This is a genomic window from Gemmatimonas sp. (genome assembly GCF_044344655.1).
Classification (GTDB): domain Bacteria; phylum Gemmatimonadota; class Gemmatimonadetes; order Gemmatimonadales; family Gemmatimonadaceae; genus Gemmatimonas.
The window spans coordinates 12,743-34,582 of the sequence record NZ_JBIJCN010000035.1 but is presented as its reverse complement, the minus strand read 5'-3'; the positions used below and the strand labels follow the sequence as shown (position 1 = coordinate 34,582).

15 protein-coding genes are annotated in these 21,840 nt (G+C 65.3%); 12 read left to right on the top strand and 3 right to left on the bottom strand.

Features of this window, described 5'->3' with window-relative positions; all coding sequences use genetic code 11:
• The 10 genes from ACIQ51_RS10250 to ACIQ51_RS10205 form a co-directional block, all read left to right on the top strand.
• Positions 1-484, top strand: a 484-nt coding sequence (locus tag ACIQ51_RS10250) for an NADH-ubiquinone oxidoreductase-F iron-sulfur binding region domain-containing protein (protein WP_396204943.1), incomplete at its 5' end; no start/stop codon positions are given.
• Positions 481-2,004: a 2Fe-2S iron-sulfur cluster-binding protein gene (locus tag ACIQ51_RS10245; RefSeq protein WP_396204942.1), complete on the top strand. Its 1,524-nt coding sequence runs from the start codon at positions 481-483 to the stop codon at positions 2,002-2,004. The genes ACIQ51_RS10250 and ACIQ51_RS10245, both read left to right, overlap by 4 nt.
• The gene (locus ACIQ51_RS10240) at positions 2,001-3,161 is read left to right on the top strand and encodes an NADH-quinone oxidoreductase subunit H (protein ID WP_396204941.1); all 1,161 of its coding nucleotides are present in this window, start codon (positions 2,001-2,003) and stop codon (positions 3,159-3,161) included. Before ACIQ51_RS10245 ends, ACIQ51_RS10240 begins: the two co-directional genes overlap by 4 nt.
• Positions 3,158-3,898, top strand: coding sequence for a NuoI/complex I 23 kDa subunit family protein (locus ACIQ51_RS10235; RefSeq protein WP_396204940.1), 741 nt, complete (start codon positions 3,158-3,160; stop codon positions 3,896-3,898). The genes ACIQ51_RS10240 and ACIQ51_RS10235 overlap by 4 nt, the downstream gene beginning before the upstream one ends.
• Before the next feature lie 53 nt (positions 3,899-3,951).
• Positions 3,952-4,404, top strand: coding sequence for an NADH-quinone oxidoreductase subunit J (locus ACIQ51_RS10230; RefSeq protein WP_396204939.1), 453 nt, complete (start codon positions 3,952-3,954; stop codon positions 4,402-4,404).
• Positions 4,404-4,709 carry an NADH-quinone oxidoreductase subunit NuoK gene (gene nuoK / locus ACIQ51_RS10225; RefSeq protein WP_396204938.1) on the top strand — a complete coding sequence of 102 codons (306 nt, stop codon included), beginning with the start codon at positions 4,404-4,406 and terminating at the stop codon, positions 4,707-4,709. Before ACIQ51_RS10230 ends, nuoK begins: the two co-directional genes overlap by 1 nt.
• Positions 4,710-4,715: 6 nt before the next feature.
• On the top strand, positions 4,716-6,614 hold the full coding sequence (nuoL, locus tag ACIQ51_RS10220) for an NADH-quinone oxidoreductase subunit L (RefSeq protein ID WP_396204937.1): 1,899 nt from the start codon (positions 4,716-4,718) through the stop codon (positions 6,612-6,614).
• On the top strand, positions 6,607-8,130 hold the full coding sequence (locus ACIQ51_RS10215) for a NuoM family protein (RefSeq protein WP_396204936.1): 1,524 nt from the start codon (positions 6,607-6,609) through the stop codon (positions 8,128-8,130). The genes nuoL and ACIQ51_RS10215 overlap by 8 nt, the downstream gene beginning before the upstream one ends.
• A complete protein-coding gene (locus tag ACIQ51_RS10210; RefSeq protein WP_396204935.1) occupies positions 8,130-9,533 on the top strand; it encodes an NADH-quinone oxidoreductase subunit N in 1,404 nt (467 codons plus the stop codon). Before ACIQ51_RS10215 ends, ACIQ51_RS10210 begins: the two co-directional genes overlap by 1 nt.
• Before the next feature lie 81 nt (positions 9,534-9,614).
• Positions 9,615-11,255: an NAD-dependent malic enzyme gene (locus tag ACIQ51_RS10205; RefSeq protein ID WP_396204934.1), complete on the top strand. Its 1,641-nt coding sequence runs from the start codon at positions 9,615-9,617 to the stop codon at positions 11,253-11,255.
• Positions 11,256-11,340: 85 nt separating this feature from the next.
• On the opposite strand, the gene ACIQ51_RS10200 is transcribed toward ACIQ51_RS10205, so the two are convergent.
• From ACIQ51_RS10200 to ACIQ51_RS10190, 3 genes are read right to left on the bottom strand one after another with little or no spacing between them, the layout of a single operon-like run.
• Complete coding sequence (locus ACIQ51_RS10200; protein WP_396204933.1) at positions 11,341-12,396, bottom strand: 2-oxoacid:ferredoxin oxidoreductase subunit beta; 1,056 nt, start codon at positions 12,394-12,396, stop codon at positions 11,341-11,343.
• A complete protein-coding gene (locus tag ACIQ51_RS10195) occupies positions 12,393-14,201 on the bottom strand; it encodes a 2-oxoacid:acceptor oxidoreductase subunit alpha (RefSeq protein ID WP_396204932.1) in 1,809 nt (602 codons plus the stop codon). Before ACIQ51_RS10195 ends, ACIQ51_RS10200 begins: the two co-directional genes overlap by 4 nt.
• Complete coding sequence (locus tag ACIQ51_RS10190; RefSeq protein WP_396204931.1) at positions 14,198-15,994, bottom strand: FAD-dependent oxidoreductase; 1,797 nt, start codon at positions 15,992-15,994, stop codon at positions 14,198-14,200. Before ACIQ51_RS10190 ends, ACIQ51_RS10195 begins: the two co-directional genes overlap by 4 nt.
• Positions 15,995-16,103: 109 nt before the next feature.
• Between ACIQ51_RS10190 and solA the strand changes: the two genes are divergently transcribed.
• Both solA and ACIQ51_RS10180 read left to right on the top strand, forming a co-directional pair.
• On the top strand, positions 16,104-17,237 hold the full coding sequence (gene solA / locus ACIQ51_RS10185) for an N-methyl-L-tryptophan oxidase (RefSeq protein WP_396204930.1): 1,134 nt from the start codon (positions 16,104-16,106) through the stop codon (positions 17,235-17,237).
• A gap of 85 nt (positions 17,238-17,322) precedes the next feature.
• Complete coding sequence (locus ACIQ51_RS10180; protein ID WP_396204929.1) at positions 17,323-21,831, top strand: serine hydrolase; 4,509 nt, start codon at positions 17,323-17,325, stop codon at positions 21,829-21,831.
• The last annotated feature ends 9 nt before the right edge of the window (positions 21,832-21,840 follow it).

The following is a 21,840-nucleotide window of genomic DNA, read 5'->3' as shown; positions in this document are numbered from 1 at the left end:
CGTCTCCACCAAGATCCTCGACGCGAATGAGATCAAGGGGGTCACCCTTGATCACCTCAGCGCCGTGGCGGCGGGATCGCAGCTCGGCTCCGGTGGGATGATCGCCGTGGCCGAGGGGACCTGCATGGTCCGCCTCGCGCGCGTGATCCAGCGCTTCTATCACCACGAATCGTGTGGCCAGTGTACGCCCTGTCGTGAAGGGATGGGATGGATGGAGCGCGTACTCGATCGCATTGTGCGCGGAGACGGGCGCCCGGACGACATCGATCGCCTGTACCACATCTCGAACGCCAACGACGGGACTACCATCTGCAGCCTTGGTGACTCGGCCGGCTACGCCTGTACGGCAATTCTCGATCACTATCGCGACGAGTTCGAGTACTACATCAAGAACGGTCGCTCCGTGCACGACGGGCGCTTGGCGGTGTTCGATCCCTTCGACGGGGCCGTGCCCACGCCGCTGTATGCGGGGGCCGGCGCATGAGTGCCGATCGCAAGCGCGGAAACAACGAGCCGGTCGACACCGGCAAGACGCTCGACTTCTTCATCAACGGCGTTCCCTGCACGGCGTACAAGGGCGAGTCAGTCATCCAGGCTGCGCGCCGCGCGGGCGTGGACATCCCGCATTTCTGCTGGCACCATGACCTTTCCGTGCCCGGCAACTGCCGGATCTGCATGGTGGAGGTGGAGCAGGACAGCGGTGACCCGTGGTTCGACATCGGTTGCAACATGCCGGTGACCGCCGGGATGCGCGTGCTCACCGAAACGGACACGGTGAAGAAGCTGCGCCGCGAGACGATGCAGTTCATCACGCTCAATCACCCGGTGGACTGCGGGATTTGCAATAAGGCGGGTGAGTGCATCCTGCAGGACTACCACTACGAGCACAACGGCCGGGCGTCGATGTCGATCGACCGGAAGAACCACGCCACCAAGTTCTTCCCGCTGTCCGATCGCATCATGCTCGACAACGAGCGGTGCATCATGTGCACGCGCTGTGTGCGCTTCACGCACGAAGTGTCGCAGTCGCATGCGCTGGCCGCGGTGCATCGTGGTGACCACGCCCTGATCCGTCCGGCCGAGGATGCGAACTTCAACGAGGACGCATACTCCGACAATGTGATCGACATCTGTCCGGTGGGCGCGCTGCTCTCGCGCGACAATATGGACAATGCACGGGTGTGGTACACCAAGGCCACGCCGAGCGTATGCCCCGGATGCGAGCGCGGCTGCACGATCAACATCTGGCACCGTAAGCCGGAGTGGGCGCTCAAGGCGCTCGACCCGCAGCTCAATACGCGCATCGAACGGGTCACGCCCCTCGAGAACGAGACCGTCAACGGGCCGTGGATCTGCAATAAGGCGCGGGACCTGGCGACGCTGCTGGAACGGCCGCGCGCCACGCAGGCAATGGTGCGCGGTACGGCCGCGTCGCTGACGGAGGCGACGGCCGCTGCGGCCGCCCTGCTGGCCGGTGCGCGCACGGCGGTGGCCTTGGTGTCGAGCTGGGGCTCCAATGAGGAGCTGGCAGCGTTCCGTGACGCCTTCGCCGGCCGTCTCGGCGCAACCTTGACCGCGTACGCCAAGCCGGATCATCTCCCGCAGCCCGGCGAGATCGTGGAAGACGCGGTGCTCATCAAGGCTGACAAGAACCCCAACCTGCGCGGTGCCACGGCGCACTTCCATCTGCTTCCGGCCGATGTGTCGGCCGCGCTGGCGGGTGCCGATGTGGTCTTGGTGTGGGGCGAAGGGGTCGATGACGCGGTGCTGCCTATGGGGGCCAAGGTGATCCGGCTCGATGGCTTCGCGCACGAGCACCACGCCCGCGCTGACGTGTTCATCCCGCTCAGCATCCAGACCGAGCGTAGCGGACACTACACCAATTTCGAGGGCACCGTCTCGCCGTTCGTCGCGTGCTTTGAACCCAAGGCTCCTGTGGCGCATGCGGAAGCGCTGTTCGCACGGCTGGCCGGTGTGGTGGCTGTGGCGGAGGCGCGTACATGACGGGACCCAGCATTCTCCCCGATCTCGTCGTGAGCGTGGTGTTCATCACCTACGCGATCGTGATGCTGCTCAGCTTCGGTGGGCTGCTCACGTGGGTGGAGCGCAAGCAGTCGGCCGTGATGGCTGATCGCATCGGTGCCAACCGCGCGTACATCCGCATCCCCTTTACGAACATCAAGCTGGTGTGGTTCGGGCTATTTCACGGAATGGCCGACGGCCTGAAGATGCTCCTCAAGGAGAACTTCAAGCCGAAGACGCACGACCGGGTGGGGTACTTCCTCGCCCCGTTCATCGTGTTTACGCCCGTCCTGCTGGTCTTTGCGGTTGTGCCGTTCGGTGGCACCGTGGTGCCGGGGCAGCTCATTCCCGCCCTCGCGTCGTGGTTCGGTGACCGTGCGTACCCCATGCAGATCGCGCAACTCGATGCCGGTCTGCTGGTGGTGTTCGCGTTCAGCAGCCTCGGCATCATCGGCGCGATGCTCGCCGGCTGGGCCTCGGACAATAAGTTCTCGCTGCTCGGCGGCCTCCGCGCCGGCTCACAGATGATCAGCTACGAGCTGGTCATGGGACTCACGGTGCTCGGGCTCATCCTCGTTTATGGAACGGTGGATCTCGGGGCGATCGTGCGGCAGCAGTCGGGCACGATCGGTGGGGTGCTGCCAGCGTGGGGGGTCTTCTACCAGCCGCTGGCGGCCTTCCTCTTCCTCACCGCTGCCATCGCCGAGAACAAGCGCATTCCGTTCGATCTCCCCGAGGCCGAGTCGGAGCTGATCGCCGGGTACTTCACGGAGTACAGCGCGATGAAGCTCGGCCTGTTCATGTTTTCCGAGTTCATCCAGATCGCGGTGGTCGGCGCGTTGTTCGCCACGCTGTTTCTCGGCGGCTACAACCTGCCGTACATGACGGACGCCGGTTTTTCGCTGCCAGGGGGAACGGAGATCGCGCTCAGTCAGGCCGTCCGGGTGCCGCTGCAGCTGGTCACCTTTCTCGGCAAGGTGGCCCTGATGTGTCTGCTGCAGATCCAGATCCGCTGGACGCTGCCGCGGTTTCGCTATGACCAGATGCTCGGTCTGTCCTGGAAGCTGTTGTTGCCGATCTCACTGGCCAATCTGGCGGTGACGGTGCTCTGGATGTGGATCGCAGGAGGTGGGCAGTGAACCCGTTGGTGAAGGAAGGGGGCGCCCGTACGGCCGATGCGGTGTACGACCGCGAGATCGTGACGGGCGTGGCCTTCGGTGACAACGCGCGCAAGGCTGCCGCGAAGCAGGGGGTCGTGCCGTCGCCCGTCGCCAAACCGCGCGTGGTGCGCTACGCCCGGAAGCAGTACTGGAATGAACCCACCATGTCGCTCTACGAGCGACTGTACCTTCCGGAGGTGCTGCGCGGCATCGCCATCACCAGCGGCGTGTTCCTGCGGAACATGGCCAAGTGGCTGACCGGGCGGAAAGGCGCGGTGACGACGTACTACCCCGAGGAGCGGCGCGCCGACTTCGCGCCCAGAAACCGGGGCAAGCACATCCTTACGCAGCGCCCCGATGGATCGCCGCAGTGCATCGCGTGCAACATGTGTGCGACCGTGTGTCCGGCCAAGGTGATCGAGATCGAGGCCGGTTTCGATCCGAACGATGCTGCGCACCCCAAGTATCCGGTGCGCTTCGAGATCGACTATTCGCGCTGCGTGTTCTGTGGGATGTGCGTGGAGGCGTGCCCCGAAGACGCCATTCGCATGCAGGACGACGTGCCGAATTTGGTCTCCGACAACCGCTATGACATGTGGATGACGATGGACGAGATGCTCACCTGGGCGCCGCAGCAGGACGTGGCCAAACCGTATCCGCCCAAGCCCGTGCCGCTGCAGCTGGGTGAGAGCGTGAAGAGAGGGCGCGGGCAATAAACACCGCCATCCTTTTCCTGTTTGGGCTGATCGCGCTCATTGCCGCTGCCTCCATGCTGGTGCTGCGGGAGCCGATGCGCGTGGCGCTGGCCCTCATTACCTCCATGACATCGCTGGGCGCCGTCTACGGCCTGATGGGCGTGCATTTCATCGCCGCGTTTCAGGTGCTCATTTACGTGGGCGCCGTGATGGTCTTCATGGTGTACGTGCTCATGCTGCTCGAGGTGAAGGAGGCGCCGGGAAGCCGGCGCTTCTCGCGTTACGTGCTCCCCGGCGTGATCGGTGGTGCGCTGCTCGTGGCGGCGCTCGGTGCCGGTATGCTGCGCGGTCCGGCATCAGCTGGCCTGTTGCCCGGTGAAGGCGGCCAAGCGTTCAATCTCGTGGAGTTTTCCTCCACCTTCCTCACGCAGTACTGGTTCGTCTTCGAGCTCACCACGGTGTTTCTGGTCGGCGCGATCGTGGCGGCACTGGCGGTCGTAAACGTGAGCCGCCGGCGGCAGGGGTGATGATGGAGAGCTCGCAATTCCTCCTCGCCGTTGCCGGCGGACTGTTCGTGATCGGGTTGCTCGGCGTGGTCATCCGCCGTAACGCCCTGGTCATGCTCATGTGCATGGAGCTCATGCTGAACGGCGTGAACCTCAGCCTCGTCACCTTCTCCCAGCAGCGGGCAGACGCGGCGGGCGCGGTGATGGTGTTCCTCACCTTTGTCGTGGCCACCGCTGAAGTGGCCCTCGCCATCCCGATCGTGTTGCTGCTCGTCAAGCACGCGCGCTCGCTCGACATCGACCGCTTCTCCGAGCTCAAGGGTTAGCCGCGCATGACCAACCCGTTGGCGCTCATCGCGCTACTCCCCCTCCTGGGTTTCCTGCTCAACGGCACCTTCGCCACCGCGATCGGGGGCCATCGTTTCGGTCATCGTACGGCGGCGCTGATCGGCTGCGGCATGCCCCTCGCAGCGTTCGCGCTCACCATACAGATGTTCCTCACGCTGCAGGCGTCGGGGTACACGCCGATCGTCGAGCCGTTGTATCGGTGGGCTACGCTCGGCGATACCACCTTCGACATCACCTTCTACTTCGATCGCCTCAGCGCGGTCATGACCCTCATCGTCACGGGGGTCGGCTCGGTCATTCACATCTACTCGACCGGGTACATGCACGATGACAAGAGCTTCGGGCGCTTCTTCGCGTATCTGAATCTCTTCCTGTTCTTCATGCTGCTGCTGGTGCTGGGACGGTCGATGCTGGTGTTGTTCGTGGGGTGGGAAGGTGTGGGGCTCGCCTCGTATCTGCTGATCGGCTTCTGGTTCGACGACCTCGCCAATGCGGCCGCCGGCCGCAAGGCGTTCATCACCAACCGCATTGGTGATGCCGGCTTCCTGCTTGGCATGTTCCTGCTGTACCGCGCGTTCGGTACGCTCGACATGGACGTGATCAACGCCGCCTTCGCGACCGGGGCGCCGGTGGCAATGGTGTCGGCGAGCCTGGTAGGGCTGTTCCTCTTCATCGGTGCCACCGGCAAGTCGGCGCAGATTCCGCTATACGTCTGGCTTCCCGACGCCATGGCCGGCCCCACGCCCGTCTCGGCGCTCATTCACGCCGCCACCATGGTGACGGCGGGTGTCTACCTCGTGGCGCGCATGTCGGGGCTGTACCTGCAGGCCCCTGAGGCCTCGCAGCTCATGGCCGTGGTGGGTGTCGTCACGGCCTTCCTCGCCGCGACCATCGCCCTCGTGCAGCACGACATCAAGAAGGTGCTGGCATACAGTACGGTGTCGCAGCTGGGCTTCATGTTCGTGGCCCTCGGGGTGGGCGCGTACGGCGTGGCGATTTTCCACGTGGTCACGCACGCCTTCTTCAAGGCCTGCCTCTTCCTCGGTGCCGGCAGCGTGATCCACGCGCTCGGCGGGGAGCAGGACATCCGCAAGATGGGCGCCCTCCGCACGAAGATCCCGGTCACTTTCTGGACGTTCGTGATCGCCACCGCTGCGATCGCCGGCATCCCCGGGCTCGCCGGCTTCTTCTCCAAGGACGAGATCCTCTGGTACGCCTTCGCGAGTGAGACGGGGGGGGGCACCTGGCTCTGGGCGATGGGCGCGCTCACCGCCTTCATGACGGCGTTCTACATGACGCGTCTGTTGTGGCTCACCTTCTTCGGCGCGTCGCGGATGAGCCATGAGGTCGAGCACCACGTGCACGAATCGCCCCTTTCGATGACGGGGGGGCTGGTGGTCCTCGCCGTGCTGTCGGTGGTGGGGGGCTACATCGGCATCCCGCACTTCTTGGAGCCGATGATCCCGCTCCCGAAGGTGGTGGCGTCGCTCGAGCACTTCGAGCACACGCTGCTCTACGTGTCGGTCGCCATCGCGTTCTCGGGGGTGGGGCTGGCGATCTTCATGTACGGTGGGCCCGCGTCGCGTGCGGAGGGTGTGGCCCGTGCCTCGGGCCCGCTCTATGGCCTGCTGAGCGGCAAGTACTTCGTGGACGAACTCTACGCGGCCGTGATCGTGCGCCCGCTGGCCTGGGTCTCCGAGCACGTGCTGCTCAAGGTCGGCGATCGCCTGCTGCTCGATGGCACCCTCAACGGACTGGCCGGACTGGCGCAACGTTCCGCGGGCCTGCTGGGGCGGGTGCAGAGCGGCAGTCTTCAACTCTACGCGCTGCTGGTGATGGTCGGCATGGTGGGTGCGCTGCTCTGGAGCTGGCGCCATGTCTGATGCCATGCTGCTGAATCTCGTGCTCCTGCTGCCGCTCTTGGGCGCCCTGATGCTGGCCTTGGTGCGGCACAGTCCCAACGCCGTGCGCGTCACCACGACCGCGGTGCTCACGGTGCAGTTCGCCCTCGCGTCGGTGCTGTATGCGCACTTCGATGGGGCCGCGTCGGGGCTGCAGGCCGCCACGAGCGTGCCGTGGATTGCGGACTGGGGTGTGTCGTATGCCATCGGGCTCGATGGCGTGAACGTGCTGCTGGTGCTCCTGACGGCCTTTCTCGGGCCGCTGGTGATTCTCGGGGCGTGGACCGCCATCGAGAAGAATGTGACGTTCTTTCACGTGAATGTGCTGCTGCTGCAGTTCGCGATGATGGGCGCGTTCCTCGCGCAGGATCTCTTCCTGTTCTACGTGTTCTGGGAAGCGATGCTCATCCCCATGTTCCTGATCATCGGCATCTGGGGCGGTGCACGCCGCAGCTACGCCACGATCAAGTTCGTGCTCTACACGGCGTTCGGCAGTATTCTGATGCTGGCGGCGGTGATCTATCTCGTGTGGTCGCTGCAGCAGCAGGGCGGTGTGCCGTCGTTTGCCTTCGCCGATCTGATGCAGGCCAGATTGCCGCTTGAGGTCCAGACCACGTTGCTCGCGGCGTTTGCGCTGTCGTTCGCAATCAAGGTGCCGATGGTGCCGCTGCACACGTGGCTGCCGGACGCCCACGTGGAGGCACCCACTCCGGGTTCAGTGATTCTGGCCGGCGTGCTGCTCAAGATGGGCACTTACGGCTTCATGAAGCTGGGCTTCCCGCTCTTCCCCGACGCGACCCGCGCATTCACGCCGGTCCTCATGACGCTGTCCGTGGTGAGCATCGTGTACGGCGCCTGTCTGGCGCTCGTACAGAACGACATCAAGAAGATCATCGCCTATTCATCGATCAGCCACCTGGGCTACGTGATGCTGGGGTTACTGAGCCTCGATCTCGCCGGCATTCAGGGCGCCATCGTGCAGATGGTGAGCCACGGACTCGTGGCGGCGGGACTCTTCCTGCTGGTGGGCATGGTATACGAGCGTGGGCACACCCGCGAGCTCTCCGCGTACGGTGGCTTGGCCCGACAGATCCCCGTGTACGGCATGTTCTTCATCGTGTTCACCCTCGCCTCGGTAGGCCTGCCCACCACGAGCGGATTCACGGGGGAGTTCATGGTGCTGCTCGGTGCCTTCAACGCGGCGTGGCTGCTGCACCTCGATGGCAACAACCTGCCACTCGTGTTGTCGGTGACGGCCGTGACCGGCGTGGTGCTCGGGGCGCTCTACATGCTTCGCTTTGCGCTCACCTTTGTCTTCGGCCCGGTCAAGGCGCCGCACGGTCCGCTCTCCGATCTCACCACCCGTGAGCGTGCCGTGCTGGGCATTCTTACCTTGTCGATCTTCGCCCTCGGTCTCTTCCCCGACAGCGCCCTGCGCAAGACGGAGCTGGCGGCGAAGACGTATCAACAGATGGTTTCCACTTCGCGGGTGCCCTGATGATGCCGACCAGTGAGGCACTCATGGCCATGCTCCCCGAGCATTTCCTGCTCGGGGGGATGGTACTGCTCATCCTCGTGTCCTTGTCACGCGGGCTACGTCGCTGGGCGCTGGCGTTGTCGTTGGCGGTCACGGCCGGGGCGGCGCTTGCCGCCTTCTGGCTCGCCGCAACCGGCACGACGGTCGACGTCTTCCCTGGGCAGTTCAGCGTATCGCCCACGATTCTCGCCACCAAGGGGGCGCTGCTCGCGCTCGCAATTCCCGTGCTCCTGATGGGGCGTACCGACTTCGCGCGGGAAGGGGCGGGCGATACGGAGTTTCCGTTGCTGCTGGTCTGTTCGCTGTACGGGTTGAGCCTGCTGCCGTCGGCCGACAGCGCCCTGGTGCTGTTCCTCGGGCTCGAGATGCTGTCCATTCCCGTGTATGCACTGATTGTTCTCGCGTTTCGTCGGTCAGTCGCGGCGGAATCGGCACTCAAGTATCTGGTGCTGAGCGGCGCGGCGTCGGCCACGTTCCTCATGGGCATCTCGCTGGTGTACGGCACCACCGGTTCGATGGCGGTTTCTGCGTTCGGCGAAGCGATGCGGCAGCCGGATCTGCTGGCGCGCACGTCGACCGTGCTGGTGATGCTCGCGCTCTTCCTCAAGGCGGCCGTGGTGCCGTTCCATGCCTGGGCGCCCGATACCTACGAAGGGGCCAGCGTTCCGGTGACGGCCTATATGGCCACGCTGTCCAAGGCCGCAGTGCTGATCGTGGCGGTGCGCCTTTTTTCTGGTGTAACCGTGTCCGGCGCGTCAGTGGAGTTGATGGCCGTACTGCCGCTGGTGTCGATCGTCTGGGGCAACATCGCGGCCATTCGCCAGACCAACCTGCGCCGCATGATCGCGTATTCGTCGATCGCGCACGCCGGCTATCTTTTCTATGCGTTTCTCGGTGGTGCCGAGGGGCGCAGTGAAGCGGTGGTCTTCTATCTCGTGGTGTACTCGGCGGCCAACCTGCTGGCCTTCGCGGCGTTGCCGGCCCACGAAGATGATGCCGCCCGTGATCGCATGGAGACACTTGATGGGCTCTTTCACCGAGATCCCCTGTCCGCCACACTGATCGCCGTCGCGATGCTGTCTCTGGCAGGTTTGCCGCCGTTTCCCGGATTCACGGCCAAGTTCCTGATCTTCAAGACAGTTGTCGCCGCTGGATACGGTACGTACGCCGTGCTGGGTCTCGTGGGCAGCTTCCTTGGTCTCTATTTCTACTTGCGCGTAATCCAGCGGATGTTCATGACGCCTGTTGGTGCGGGCGCGTCTCCTGCGGCCGCCACGTGGATGCCGCGCGTTGCCGGCGTGCTCTGTCTTGCTGCCACGGTCGCCCTCACGATCGTTCCCGGCTGGTTTCTCTCGCGGATCTGATCCATTCCGCGCAGTACATGCAAGGTGCCTGAGGCGTCGCGCCTCCTAGGGCACAGTTCATTCCCCACCGACCACTCCCCCGTGACCGTTCCTCCCATCTCGAAGCGCGGCGCCGCCCTGCTCAACGATCCCGACCTCAACAAGGGGACGGCATTTACCGAGGCCGAGCGCGACGCGCTGGGCCTTCGAGGGTTGCTCCCGCCGCGCGTGATGACGCAGGAAGAGCAGCTCGAACGCATCTTGCCGGGCGTTCGCTCGCGTCCTACGCCCATCGACCAATACGCCTATCTGGTGGCGCTGCACGATCGCAACGTCACGCTCTTCTACCGCCTGGTGATGGCTCATCTCGAGGAGATGATGCCAGTCCTGTACACCCCAACGGTGGGGCAGGCCTGTCAGGAGTTCGGTCGTATCTTCCGCCGCAGCCGCGGTCTGTACGTGACCAGCGAGGATCGCGGGCGTGTGGGTGAGGTCCTGGCCAATTGGCCGCATCACGACGTGCGCATGATTGTGGTCACCGACGGTGAGCGCATTCTGGGCCTCGGCGATCTTGGCGCAAATGGCATGGGCATTCCGATCGGCAAGCTCACGCTGTACACGGCGTGTGCCGGTGTACATCCGATGCAGTGTCTGCCCATCACCATCGATGTGGGTACGGATAACACCCAGCTGCGCGAGAGTCCTTCATACATGGGGCTCCGCCAGCCCCGTCTCCGCGGCGCAGCGTACGACGAACTGCTTACCGAGTTCATCGAGGCATTGCAGGAGCGGTTCCCGAAGGTCTGCCTTCAGTTCGAGGACTTCGGCAATCACAACGCCTTTACGCTGCTGGAGGCATGGCGCGATCGCATCTGCACCTTCAATGACGACATCCAAGGGACGGCATCGGTCACGCTCGCTGGGCTGTATTCCGCCTCGCGCCTCACGGGTACGCCCCTCAAGGACATGCGGCTGTTGTTTCTCGGTGCCGGGGAAGCCGGTATCGGTATTGGCGATCTCGTGGTCGAAGCGATGGTCGAAGAGGGGCTCACGGTAGAAGAGGCACGCAAGCGCTGCTGGTTCGTGGACTCCAAGGGGCTGGTGGTGAAGTCCCGCACCGATCTCGCCTCTCACAAGCAGCCGTACGCCCACGATCATGCGCCGGTAACCGCCTTCATCGATGCGGTGGAAAGTGTGAAGCCGCACGCGATCATCGGCGTGTCGGGGATGCCGGGGACGTTTACGCCGCAGGTGCTGGCGGCGATGGCCCGCATCAATGTGCGTCCCATCGTCATGGCGCTCTCCAACCCGACCTCGAAGGCCGAGTGCACGGCGCGTGAGGCGTATACCGGTACCGACGGACGGGCCGTCTTCGCGAGCGGCAGTCCGTTCGCGCCGGTCACGCACAAAGGCGTGACCCACGTGCCGGGGCAGGGCAACAATGCCTACATCTTCCCCGGTGTTGGTCTCGGGGTGATCGTCGCCGAGGCGTCCCGCGTGACCGACGAGATGTTCGCCGCCGCAGCCCGCACCTTGGCCAGCATGGTAACCGAGGACGACTTGGAGATGGGGCGCCTGTATCCGAGCCTCTCGCGTATCCGCGAGGTGTCGCGGGCCATCGCGGTGGAGGTGGCGCACATCGCGTATGAGCGCGGCTTGGCGCGTGCGCCGAGGCCGTCCGACCTGGATGCCGCCGTGGTGTCGGCGATGTACGAACCGGTCTATCAGTCGATGCTGGACTGAGCGCTTTCCCGCAACGGAGAAGGTACAACGGCCCGTCGCACGGTGTGTGGCGGGCCGTTGGCAGTCCGTGATCAGCGATCAGTGGTCAACGATAGCGGTCCATCAACTTGTCGAGTGCCGACTTGCCGGGGCACAGTTGCTCGAAGGGAAGGTCGACGAGCGGTGTCTGCGGTGTGCGGAGATAGTCGTGCATGTCACGGCCGTTCTCGTCCACGAAGAGCAGTCCGGTGGCGATTTCGCCGCGCGCCTGACAGGCCCGCACGTGCGCGTAGGCCGATTCGCGGTTGGTGGGATCGTAATCCGGCGCCGTGGAACGCAGGCGTACGGCTGCGCCGTCATGCATGACGACCGTCCGAACCTCCTCGTGTGTATCGGGCACGGTGATCTCCCGCTGCAGCGGGACGAAGTCGGTGTGCACCGCCTCCACCTCGTGCTCGCGGGTGAACGCGTAGCTCTTGGTGGAGCCATCGTGATCGTTGAAGCTCACGCAGGGAGAGATCACGTCGATGATGGCAAAGCCCTTGTGGGCGAGGCCGGCCTTGATGATCGGGACCAACTGTTGCTTGTCGCCGGAGAACGAGCGGGCCACGAAGGTGGCGCCGAGCGTGAGCGCCAGCAGTACGGGGTCGATCGGCGACTGCTCGTTGGCCTCGCCCTTCTTGGACAGTGAGCCCACGTCGGCCGACGCGGAAAACTGCCCCTTGGTGAGCCCGTATACGCCGTTGTTCTCGAGCATGTACAGCATGTTCACATTGCGCCGGATGGCGTGCGACAGCTGGCCGAGGCCGATCGAGAGCGAGTCGCCGTCGCCCGATACCCCGATGTAGGTGAGTCCGCGGTTGGCCGCGGACGCGCCCGACGTGACCGAGGGCATGCGGCCGTGCACGGAGTTGAAGCCGTGCGACTGCTTCATGAAGTACGCCGTGGTCTTCGATGAGCAGCCGATGCCGCTCATCTTCCCAACGCGGTGGGGCTCGAGATTGAGTTCCCAGCCGGCCTGCACGATAGCGGCGGTCACGGAGTCGTGGCCACACCCCGCGCAGAGCGTCGACATCGCGCCTTCGTAGTCGCGCACGGTAAGCCCGAGCGCGTTGGTGCGCGAGCTCGGATGCCGGACCGGAGGCTTGGCAATTGAGGTCATGCGGACACCTTGGCCTGAGTGGAAACCTGCGTCGTGACGGCATCCACCACGACCTTGGCGGTGAGCGGCATACCGCCGTAATCCAAGACGGAGATCATCGCGTCGCGCGGGATGCCGAGCTCGATGGCCAGCAGCGAGCGCAATTGGGCATCGCGGTTCTGTTCAATCACGAAGTTCTTCTCATGGCGATCGAAGAACGCCTTCACTTCGGCGCCGAAGGGGAAGGCGCGGATTCGCATCACATCGACCGTGATCCCCTGTGCGCGCAGCTTGTCCGCAGCCTCACGCACCGCCGCATCGCAGCCGCCGATGGTCACGAGCCCGATCTCGGCGCCGGCCTGCAGTGTGAACGCGGGCGTGGGCATCACCGTGGCCGCATACGCGAACTTGCGCTTGAGGCGGTCCACCAGCTCCTGGTACGCGTCGGAATCTTCAGTGTAGGCCGCATGCTTGTCATGGCCGGAGCCGCGCACGAAGTACGCGCCCTTGCCGCCAACGCCCGGCAGCGTGCGCGCGGCGATGCCGTCGCCGTCTACATCGAGGTACCGGGAGAACTTCTGAATCTTCTCGAGCGCCGCGGCGTCGAGCACCTTGCCACGGTCGGGGCGATAGCTGTCGTCCCAGGTGAAGCGCTTCACCATCCAGTCGTTCATGCCGATATCGAGATCGGTGGCCACGAACACCGGCGTCTGGAAGCGTTCGGCCAGGTCGAAACTCTGCACCGACATCTCGAACGCTTCGGCCGGATTACACGGGAAGAGAATGAGATGTTTAGTGTCGCCATGCGACGCATACGCGAGGGACATCAGGTCGGCCTGCTGCGTGCGCGTGGGCATCCCGGTGGCGGGGCCGCACCGCTGGATATCGAAGAACACTGCGGGGACATCGGTGTAGTACGCGAGTCCGATGAACTCCTGCATGAGCGAGATGCCGGGGCCCGACGTGTTGGTGAAGGCACGGGCACCCGCCCAGCCGGCACCGATGATGATACCGGCGGCGGCCAGTTCATCTTCGGCCTGCAGAATGGCGTAGTGGTGCACGCCGGTCTCCTTGTTCACGCGGAACTTCTCGCAGAACGCCTTGAACTGCTCCATCAGGGCCGTGGCCGGCGTGATGGGATACCAGGCGCCCACGGTCGCGCCGGCATAGACCGCACCGAGTGCGCAGGCCGTATTGCCATCGATGAGGATGGAATCGCCGGTGGCATCCATCTTCTCGAGATGGAAGGGCAGGGGGCACTGGAAGTTCGCCTTGGCGTAGTCGTAGCCGAGCCGAATGGCCTTGTGATTGCTGTCGAGGAGTTTGGGCTTCTTGCCGTACTTCTCGGCCAGCATGCCGCCCACCACCTCCATGTCGATGTTGAGCAGCGCGGCGAGTGCGCCGGCGTACACGATGTTGCGCAACAGGGTGCGGTCGCGATCGCCCTGGAAGTTCTCCACGCACAGGCGCCCGAACGGGATGCCGAGGATCGTGATGCCCTCGCGCACGAGGTCCGGCTCGAGCGGCCACGACGAGTCGTACACGAGGAACCCGCCGGGGCGCACGGTGGCCACGTCCTTCGCGTACGTGGCCGGATTGAGCGCCACCACGAGATCCACTTCGCTCGGGCGTGCGGTGTAGCCGTCCTTGCTGACGCGGATTTCGTACCAGGTGGGTAGCCCCTGGATGTTGGACGGGAAGATGTTCTTGCCCGTGACCGGGATGCCCATGCGGAAGATCGCCTGCATGAGGAGCCCGTTGGCACTGGCGGAGCCGGTGCCGTTCACGGTGCCGATCTTGAATGCAAAATCGTTGATGTTGCTCATATGCTGGCCACTCCCGCGAGCATGCCCGCCACCGGTTTCTTGAGATCGAAGATCTGCATGTCCCACGCCGCGGTGGGGCAGCGCTCGGCACAGAGGCCGCAGTGCAGGCAGACGTCCTCGTCCTTCACCATGATCCGCTTGGTCTGCGGCAATCCGTCGGAGACGTAGATGTCCTGCGACAGGTTGAGCGCCGGCGCCGACAGTCGCGTGCGCAGGTCCTCAATCGGCGTACCGTTGGTGGTGATGGTGAGACAGTTGGTGGGGCAGATGTCGACGCAGGCGTCGCACTCGATACACTGCGAGGAGGTGAAGTGCGTCTGGATGTCGCAATTGAGGCAGCGGCCCACCTCCGACACGATCTGCTCGGGGGTGAAGCCCAGCTCCACCTCGGTCACAAGATCCTTGAAGCGCTTCGTCAGGTCCTCGTGCTGCATCTTGGCGCGTTTGGCCGCCTCGTAGTCGTTGTTGTACGCCCACGAGTGCATACCCATCTTGGCGCTCACGAGGGTCATGCCGTACGGTGGCCGGTCGGCGGTCACGTCGCGCCCCTGGCACTGCAGATCCATCGAGATGGCGGCCGCGTGGCCATGTGCGACCGCCCAGATGATGTTTTCGGGGCCCCACGCCGCATCACCACCGAAGAACACCTTGGGGTGGGTGCTCTGGTGCGTCGCCTTATCGACGACGGGCATCCCCTTCGTGTCGAATTCCACGCCGAGGTCGCGTTCGATGAACTCGAAGGCGTTGTCCTGGCCGATGGCGAGGATGACCTGATCGCACGGGATGATTGTGGTGCCCATCACCGTGCTGGTCTGCTTCCCGCTGGCATCCTCCGTCCACTGCAGGAGCTCGAACTCCATGCCCACGAGCGTGCCGTTCTCGATGACCATGCGCTTGGGCGCATGATTTTCGATGATCTCGATCTGCTCTTCTTCGGCATCTTCGAGCTCCCAAGGGGAAGCCTTGAAATGCTTGCGGCCGCGACGGGCCACGACCTTCACGTCGGTCGCACCGAGGCGCTTGGAGGTGCGGCAGCAATCCATCGCCGTGTTGCCCACGCCGATGATGATCACGCGCGGCCCCATCTTCTCGATGTGCTGGAAATGCACGTTGGCGAGAAAGTCGATGCCGATGTGCACCTGCGCCGGGGCATCCCAGCGTCCGGGGATGTCGAGTTCTTTTCCCTTGGGAGCGCCGGAGCCCACGAAGATCGCGTCGTAGCCTTCGTCGAGGAGCTCCCGGAGACTCGTTACGGGCGTGCCGTACTTCATGCGGGCGCCCATGTCGATGATGTACCCGCACTCCTCGTCGAGTACCTGCGCGGGCAGGCGGAACGACGGGATGTTGATGCGCATCAGGCCACCGGGCGTCCCGTTCTTCTCGTAGATCGTGACGTCGTAGCCGTGCGGCAGCAGGTCGTTGGCGACGGTGAGCGAGGCAGGCCCGGCGCCGATCAGTGCCACCCGCTTGCCGTTCTTCACCGCGGGGGCCTTGGGGAGGAAGGCGCTGATGTCGTCGCGATGATCGGCGGCCACGCGCTTGAGGCGGCAGATGGCCACGGGCTTCTCCTCGACGCGGCCCCGGCGACAGGCCGGCTCGCACGGACGGTCACACACGCGCCCGAGAATGCCCGGGAACACGTTGGACTCGCGGTTGAGCAGGTAGCTCTCCGTGTACTTGCCTTGCGCGATCAGGCGGATGTACCCGGGTACGTTGGTGTGGGCCGGGCACGCCCATTGGCAATCCACGACTCGGTGGTAGTATTGGGGGTCGGAGACGTCGGTCGCTGCCATGTGGCAAAACTCCTGGGGAGGGATTGGCTGGCAATCGCTAGCATGCCTCACGGACCACATTACGGCAAGCAGGAAATGCCCGATCTTCACGCGCGCTCGCGAGGGAGCTATGGCCGGTTACGATGTGATCGTGGTGGGGCTGGGGGGCATGGGGAGCGCGGCGATCCGGCACCTCGCCGGACGCGGCCAGCGGGTGCTGGGGATCGAGCAGTTCTCCCCGGGACACGACCGAGGGTCGTCGCACGGTCTCACGCGCATCATCCGTCTGGCATACTTCGAAGACCCATCCTATGTGCCCTTGCTCCGCAGAGCCTACGAGCTCTGGCGCCAGCTCGAACGCGGCCTCGACGAGCCGCTCCTCCACGTGACAGGGGGCCTCGACGTGGGGCCGGCCGATGGGGTGGTGTTCGCCGGCTCCCTGCGCAGCTGCCGTGAACACGGGCTGCCGCACGAGGTCCTCGAGGCCCAAGACCTTACCCGGCGCTTTCCCGGGTGGCGGCCGTCCCCCGAGCTCACGGCGGTGTGGCAACCGGATGCGGGATTTCTCACCCCCGAGCGGTGCATTGCGCGCCATCTCGCCGAGGCGCAGGCCGCCGGCGCCTCGGTCATGACGGACACCCGCGTGCTGGCGGTGGAGCCCCGGGCCGGTGGCGTGCGGGTGCGTACCGACCGCGGCAGCTTCGAAGCAGGGCAGGCGATCCTGACGGCCGGGCCATGGATGTCGGACCTCGCCCCGGCGCTCGCCCCCCTGTTGTCACCGGAGCGGCAAGTCCTCGGCTGGTTCGGCATCGCCGATGCCGCGCAGTTCGCGCCGACGGCCTTCCCCGTCTTCGTGCTGGAGGCAGCGGAGGGCACCTATTACGGCTTCCCCGAATACGGTGTCCCTGGCTTCAAGATCGGCAAGTATCACCACCGGTTCGAGCGGGTCCATCCCGACAGCATGGACCGCCAGGTACACGCGGAGGATGAGGCGGCATTGCGGGTTGCCACGACCCGCTACTTCCCCAATGCGAACGGTCCAATGCTGTCGCAGGCCACCTGCCTGTTCACCAATACCCCCGATGAGCACTTCATCGTGGACCGGTCTCCGGAGGCCCCCGAGATACTGCTCGTGAGCCCCTGTTCCGGGCACGGCTTCAAGTTTTCGAGCGTGATCGGGGAGATCTGTGCGGATCTTGTGACCCGGGGGCGCACAGCCCACGACATCGGGCTCTTTTCGTTGGCGCGGTTCGCTGGGGGCTGACGCGGAGCGGATGCCCGGACACGCTGCATATTCTGCGAGCCCTGCCGACCGCGCAGGGCTCCGCCTGTACGCTCCCGCCTCTCCCATGATGATGCCGGTGTCCATTCGTTACGACGAGCCCCTCCTGTCTCGTCACCGCCACACCCGCGCCTTCACGTTGGCCATGGTGCTGCTCACCGCCGGCGCTGCGGGGACCCCTGCATCGGCCCAGCGTCCGGTCTCGATCACGGTGTCCGAGGGGACGTGGATGTCGCTCGACGCCGCACCGGATGGACGCGGCATGGTGTTCGAGCTCCTGGGGGATCTGTTTACGCTGCCGCTTGGTGGCGGCACAGCCACCCCTCTGCTCACGGGACGCGCCTGGCAGTCGCAGCCGCGGTATGCCCCCGACGGCCAATCACTGGCCTACATCAGCGACGAAACCGGCAGTGACAACGTGTGGATCGCCGGGAACGACGGCCGCGGGGCGCGCCCGCTCAGCGCCTTCCCGCGCGCGGTCATGCTGTCGCCGGCGTGGAGTCCGGACGGTAAGGCGATCTATGCCACCGTCATCGAGAACCGTATCGCCGAGCTGTGGCGGATCGACGTGGCATCGGGGGCGGCGACCAAGGTGGTCGCCAACAGCAACGGCCAACCATCGGGGCTCGTCTCGGCGCCGGCACCGGGACCGTACTCCGCCCATGTCGCGCGTGACGGGGCGCTGTGGTACACGAGTCTTACCCCGCGCGCCTACGGGGTCCGGCAGGGAGCCACGGCGTCGGTCGTCCGGCGTGATCCTACCACGCAGCGTGATGAACCGGTCACTCTCGGCGAGTTCGTGGCGATGGCGCCCGTCACGTCGCGTAATGGACGATGGCTGGTGTATGCGGCCCAGAGCCGCGGGCGCACGGGGCTGCGTCTGCGCGATCTCTCGAACGACACCGAACGCTGGCTCGCATATCCGATCGACCGCAATCAGCTCGAATCACGATCGTCGCGCGATGTGATTCCCGGCTACGCGTTCACGGCAGATGACCGGGCTGTACTGGCGGCCTTCGGTGGACGCATTCATCGGCTCGATCTCGCCACCGGTATGGATCAGGTGGTGCCGTTCACGGCCACATGGCGCGGCGACCTCGCGGAGCGACCCACCGTCACGTCTCGCATTGCTGCCGGTGCCGTCCGTGGCCGCATGGCGCAGCAGGTCACCGTTTCGGCTGGCGGTCGTGTGGCCTATTCCATGATGGGCCGTGTCTTCGTGACCACCCCACAGGGCGACAGGCCAACGCGGCCGACTACCACGGCTGATCCACGCGAGTTCATGCCCGCGTGGTCGCCCGATGGGCGATGGCTCGCCTTCGTCACGTGGACGGCCGAGGGTGGGCACGTGTGGAAAGTGCGTGCCGACGGTGGCGTGCCGGTCCGCCTGAGTGACGCTCCGGCGTATTTCGTCGATCCCGCGTGGAGCCCGGATGGCGCGCACGTCTTGGTGGTCCGCGCGCCACTCTCGAGCGCACGGGTGCAGCAGCCCCTCGTGGTACCCACCGATGCGCAGCTGGTGCGCTTCGACGCCATGCGCGCGTCCGGGCGCATGCAACTGCTCGGCAAGGTGCAGGGGGCGCGTCATCCGCATTTTGCCAACGACCCCACGCGGGTGCTGTTGAGCGGTCCCGCCGGCGTGGTCAGCATGCCGGTGGACGGCGGTCCGCCCCGTGTAGAGGTCCGCAGCCGCATTGCCAGTGGCGACATCCGCGTCAGCCCGAACGGCACGCAGTTGCTTGTGCAGGCGAGCGACCGACTGCATCTCGTGCCCCGGCCCACCGGCACCGGTAGCGAACCGCCGGTGGTGGAGCTCACTGGCGCGAGTCTGTTGCAGCCAGGGGCCACGACGTCGTTCGCCTGGATCCCCACCGGAGGGATCGCGTGGACGACCGGTCCACATCTCCATCGCCGCACCGGCCTCGCGGGGAACGGCACAGCCAGCGCCGCGGAGCCAGCCGTGTCGCTCGCGGTAGAACTTCCGCGGGTGACCGGCAGCGGGACGCGTGTCCTGCGCGGGGCGAAGGCGATCACGATGCGTGGCACCGAGAGCATCGCCAACGCCGATATTGTGATTACCGACGATCGGATCACGGCCATCGGTGCGCGCGGTACTGTGGCGATCCCTTCGGGCGCCACGGTGCACGACGTGACGGGAACCACGATCATGCCAGGCATCGTGGATGTGCACGCGCACTGGCAGTACCGGCGCGACTTGCTGGAGCCGGAGACGCCAAGCGTGTACGCCAATCTCGCATACGGTGTCACGACCATCCGCGATCCGCAGACGAGTGCCGACATCTTCGGGCTGAGTGATCTCGTGGAGGTCGCTGCCGTTCCGAGCCCGCGCATTACCTCAACGGGCCCCGGGCTGTTCAGCGACCTCGACCCCAAGTCGCTGGAGGAGACGCGGGCAATCGCTCGCCGGTACCGCGACGACTACGGCACGTGGCTGCTCAAGAGCTACTTGTTGGGCAACCGGCAGCAGCGCCAGTGGATGGTGCAGGCGAGTCGTGAACTGGGGATGCTCACCACCACCGAGGGGGGGAGCGACGACAAGCTGGGGCTCACGCACGCGCTCGATGGATTCGCCGGGAACGAGCATGCGCTGCCCACGATGCTCTACGATGATGCCGTGCAGCTGATGGCGAAAAGCGGCATCGCGTACACACCCACGCTGCTCGTGAGTTTTGGCGGTGCGTTGCCGATCTACCGGCTGCACGCGACGGAGCGCCCAGCCGACGATCTACGCCTGCAGCGGTTCTTCCCATCGAGCGAACTATTCGCTCGGACGGCGCAACGCCTCCTCGCGTTTCCTGATGAGGACTACAACGACCGCGAAACGGCAGCCGGTGCCGCGGCTATCCTGCACGCCGGAGGCACCGTGGCGCTCGGCGGGCACGGGGAGATGCAGGGACTGCAAGTGCACTGGGAAATGCAGTTGCTGGCGCAGGGGGGCATGAGCAACCACGAGGTCCTGCAGGTGGCCACGCGACACGGCGCGGAGGCGCTTGGCTTGGGTACCGACATCGGGACCCTCGAAGCGGGGAAGCTGGCCGACCTGCTCATTCTCGAGCGTGACCCGCTCACCGACATCCGCAACAGCACCAGCATCCGCCAGGTCATGCGTGGCGGTCTCCTGTACGACGCCAACACCCTCGACCAACTGGCACCGCGTGCGGTCCCGTTGCGAACGCCGTGGTGGCAGAGTGACCAGCCGCGCGGCGCCGTCAACGGTACGCGCGTAGATCCCGTCGCGGTGGATCGCGTGGTACACGACGAAATGCAGCGGCAGCAGGCGCCCGGGGTGGCGCTACTGGTCCTCAAGGGCAACGATGTACTGCTCTCAAAGGGCTACGGGCTCGCCAATATCGAACAGCAGGTGAAGGTGTCGTCGGCTACCATGTTCCAGTCCGGTTCCATGGGGAAGATGTTCACCGCGGCCGGCGTGATGGCGCTCGTGGAAGACGGTCGAGTGGCGCTCGATTCCTCGATCCGCGTGTATCTCCCCGATGCGCCGGCCGCGTGGCAGGCGGTGACGATTCGCCACCTCCTCTCGCACACATCGGGCATTCCGGACTACACGAGCAGCACCTTCGACTACCGCCGCGACTTCACCGAAACGGAGCTCACCACGCTGGCCTTTGCCATGCCGCTGGAGTTTCCGCCGGGGACGCGATGGAACTACAGCAACTCCGGCTACGTGCTGCTGGGGGCCATCACGAGCCGCCTCAGCGGCAAGCCCTACTGGGAGTTTCTCCGGGAGCGGATCTTCACGCCGGCCGGGATGCGCACGCTGCGCGTGATCAGCGAGAGTGAGATCGTGCCGCACCGTGCGTCGGGCTACTTGCCTGCGCCCGGTGGGTTCGTGCATCAGAACTGGGTGTCGCCCACGCTGAACACTACGGCCGACGGCTCATTGCTCTTCAGTCTCGAAGATCTCGAGGCGTGGAGCCGCACGGTCCGTGAGCGCCGCGTGCTCACGCGCGAGAGCTGGGAGCTGATGCTTTCGCCCGTGCGTCTCAACAGCGGTCGCCCGCACCCCTACGGATTCGGCTGGTTCCTCGACACGTTCAAGGGCGCGCGGGTGAACCAGCACGGCGGATCGTGGCAGGGGTTCCGCACGCAGTTCACGCGCTTCGAGGCGAGCGATCTCACGGTGGTGGTGCTCACCAATGGGGGGCACGTGGCGCCGGAGTTCATCGCCAACCGCGTGGCGGCGGTCATCGATACGAGTCTCGCGCCCCGGCCGCTTCCGGAGCGGGCCATAGCCGGTTCGTCGCCCGAAGTGGAACGGACGCTTCGCCGCATGCTCGAGGTGACGGCGCGTGGTTCCATGACGGCGCGAGATTTTGAGTTCGTCCGTGTGACCGCGGTGCCGCGCATGGCCAACGGCTACGCGCGCCTCCTCTCCCCACTTGGGGAACTGCAGCGACTGGAGCTGCTCGAAGATCGGGGAGCGGAGGGCGACGACCACGTATATCTGTACCGCGCCGTCTATGCCGTGCGACCCATTCTGGTGCAGGTGAAGATCGGCCCCAAGGGCGGGGTCACGTCGCTCACGTTCCCTCGCTGACCGTCGCGC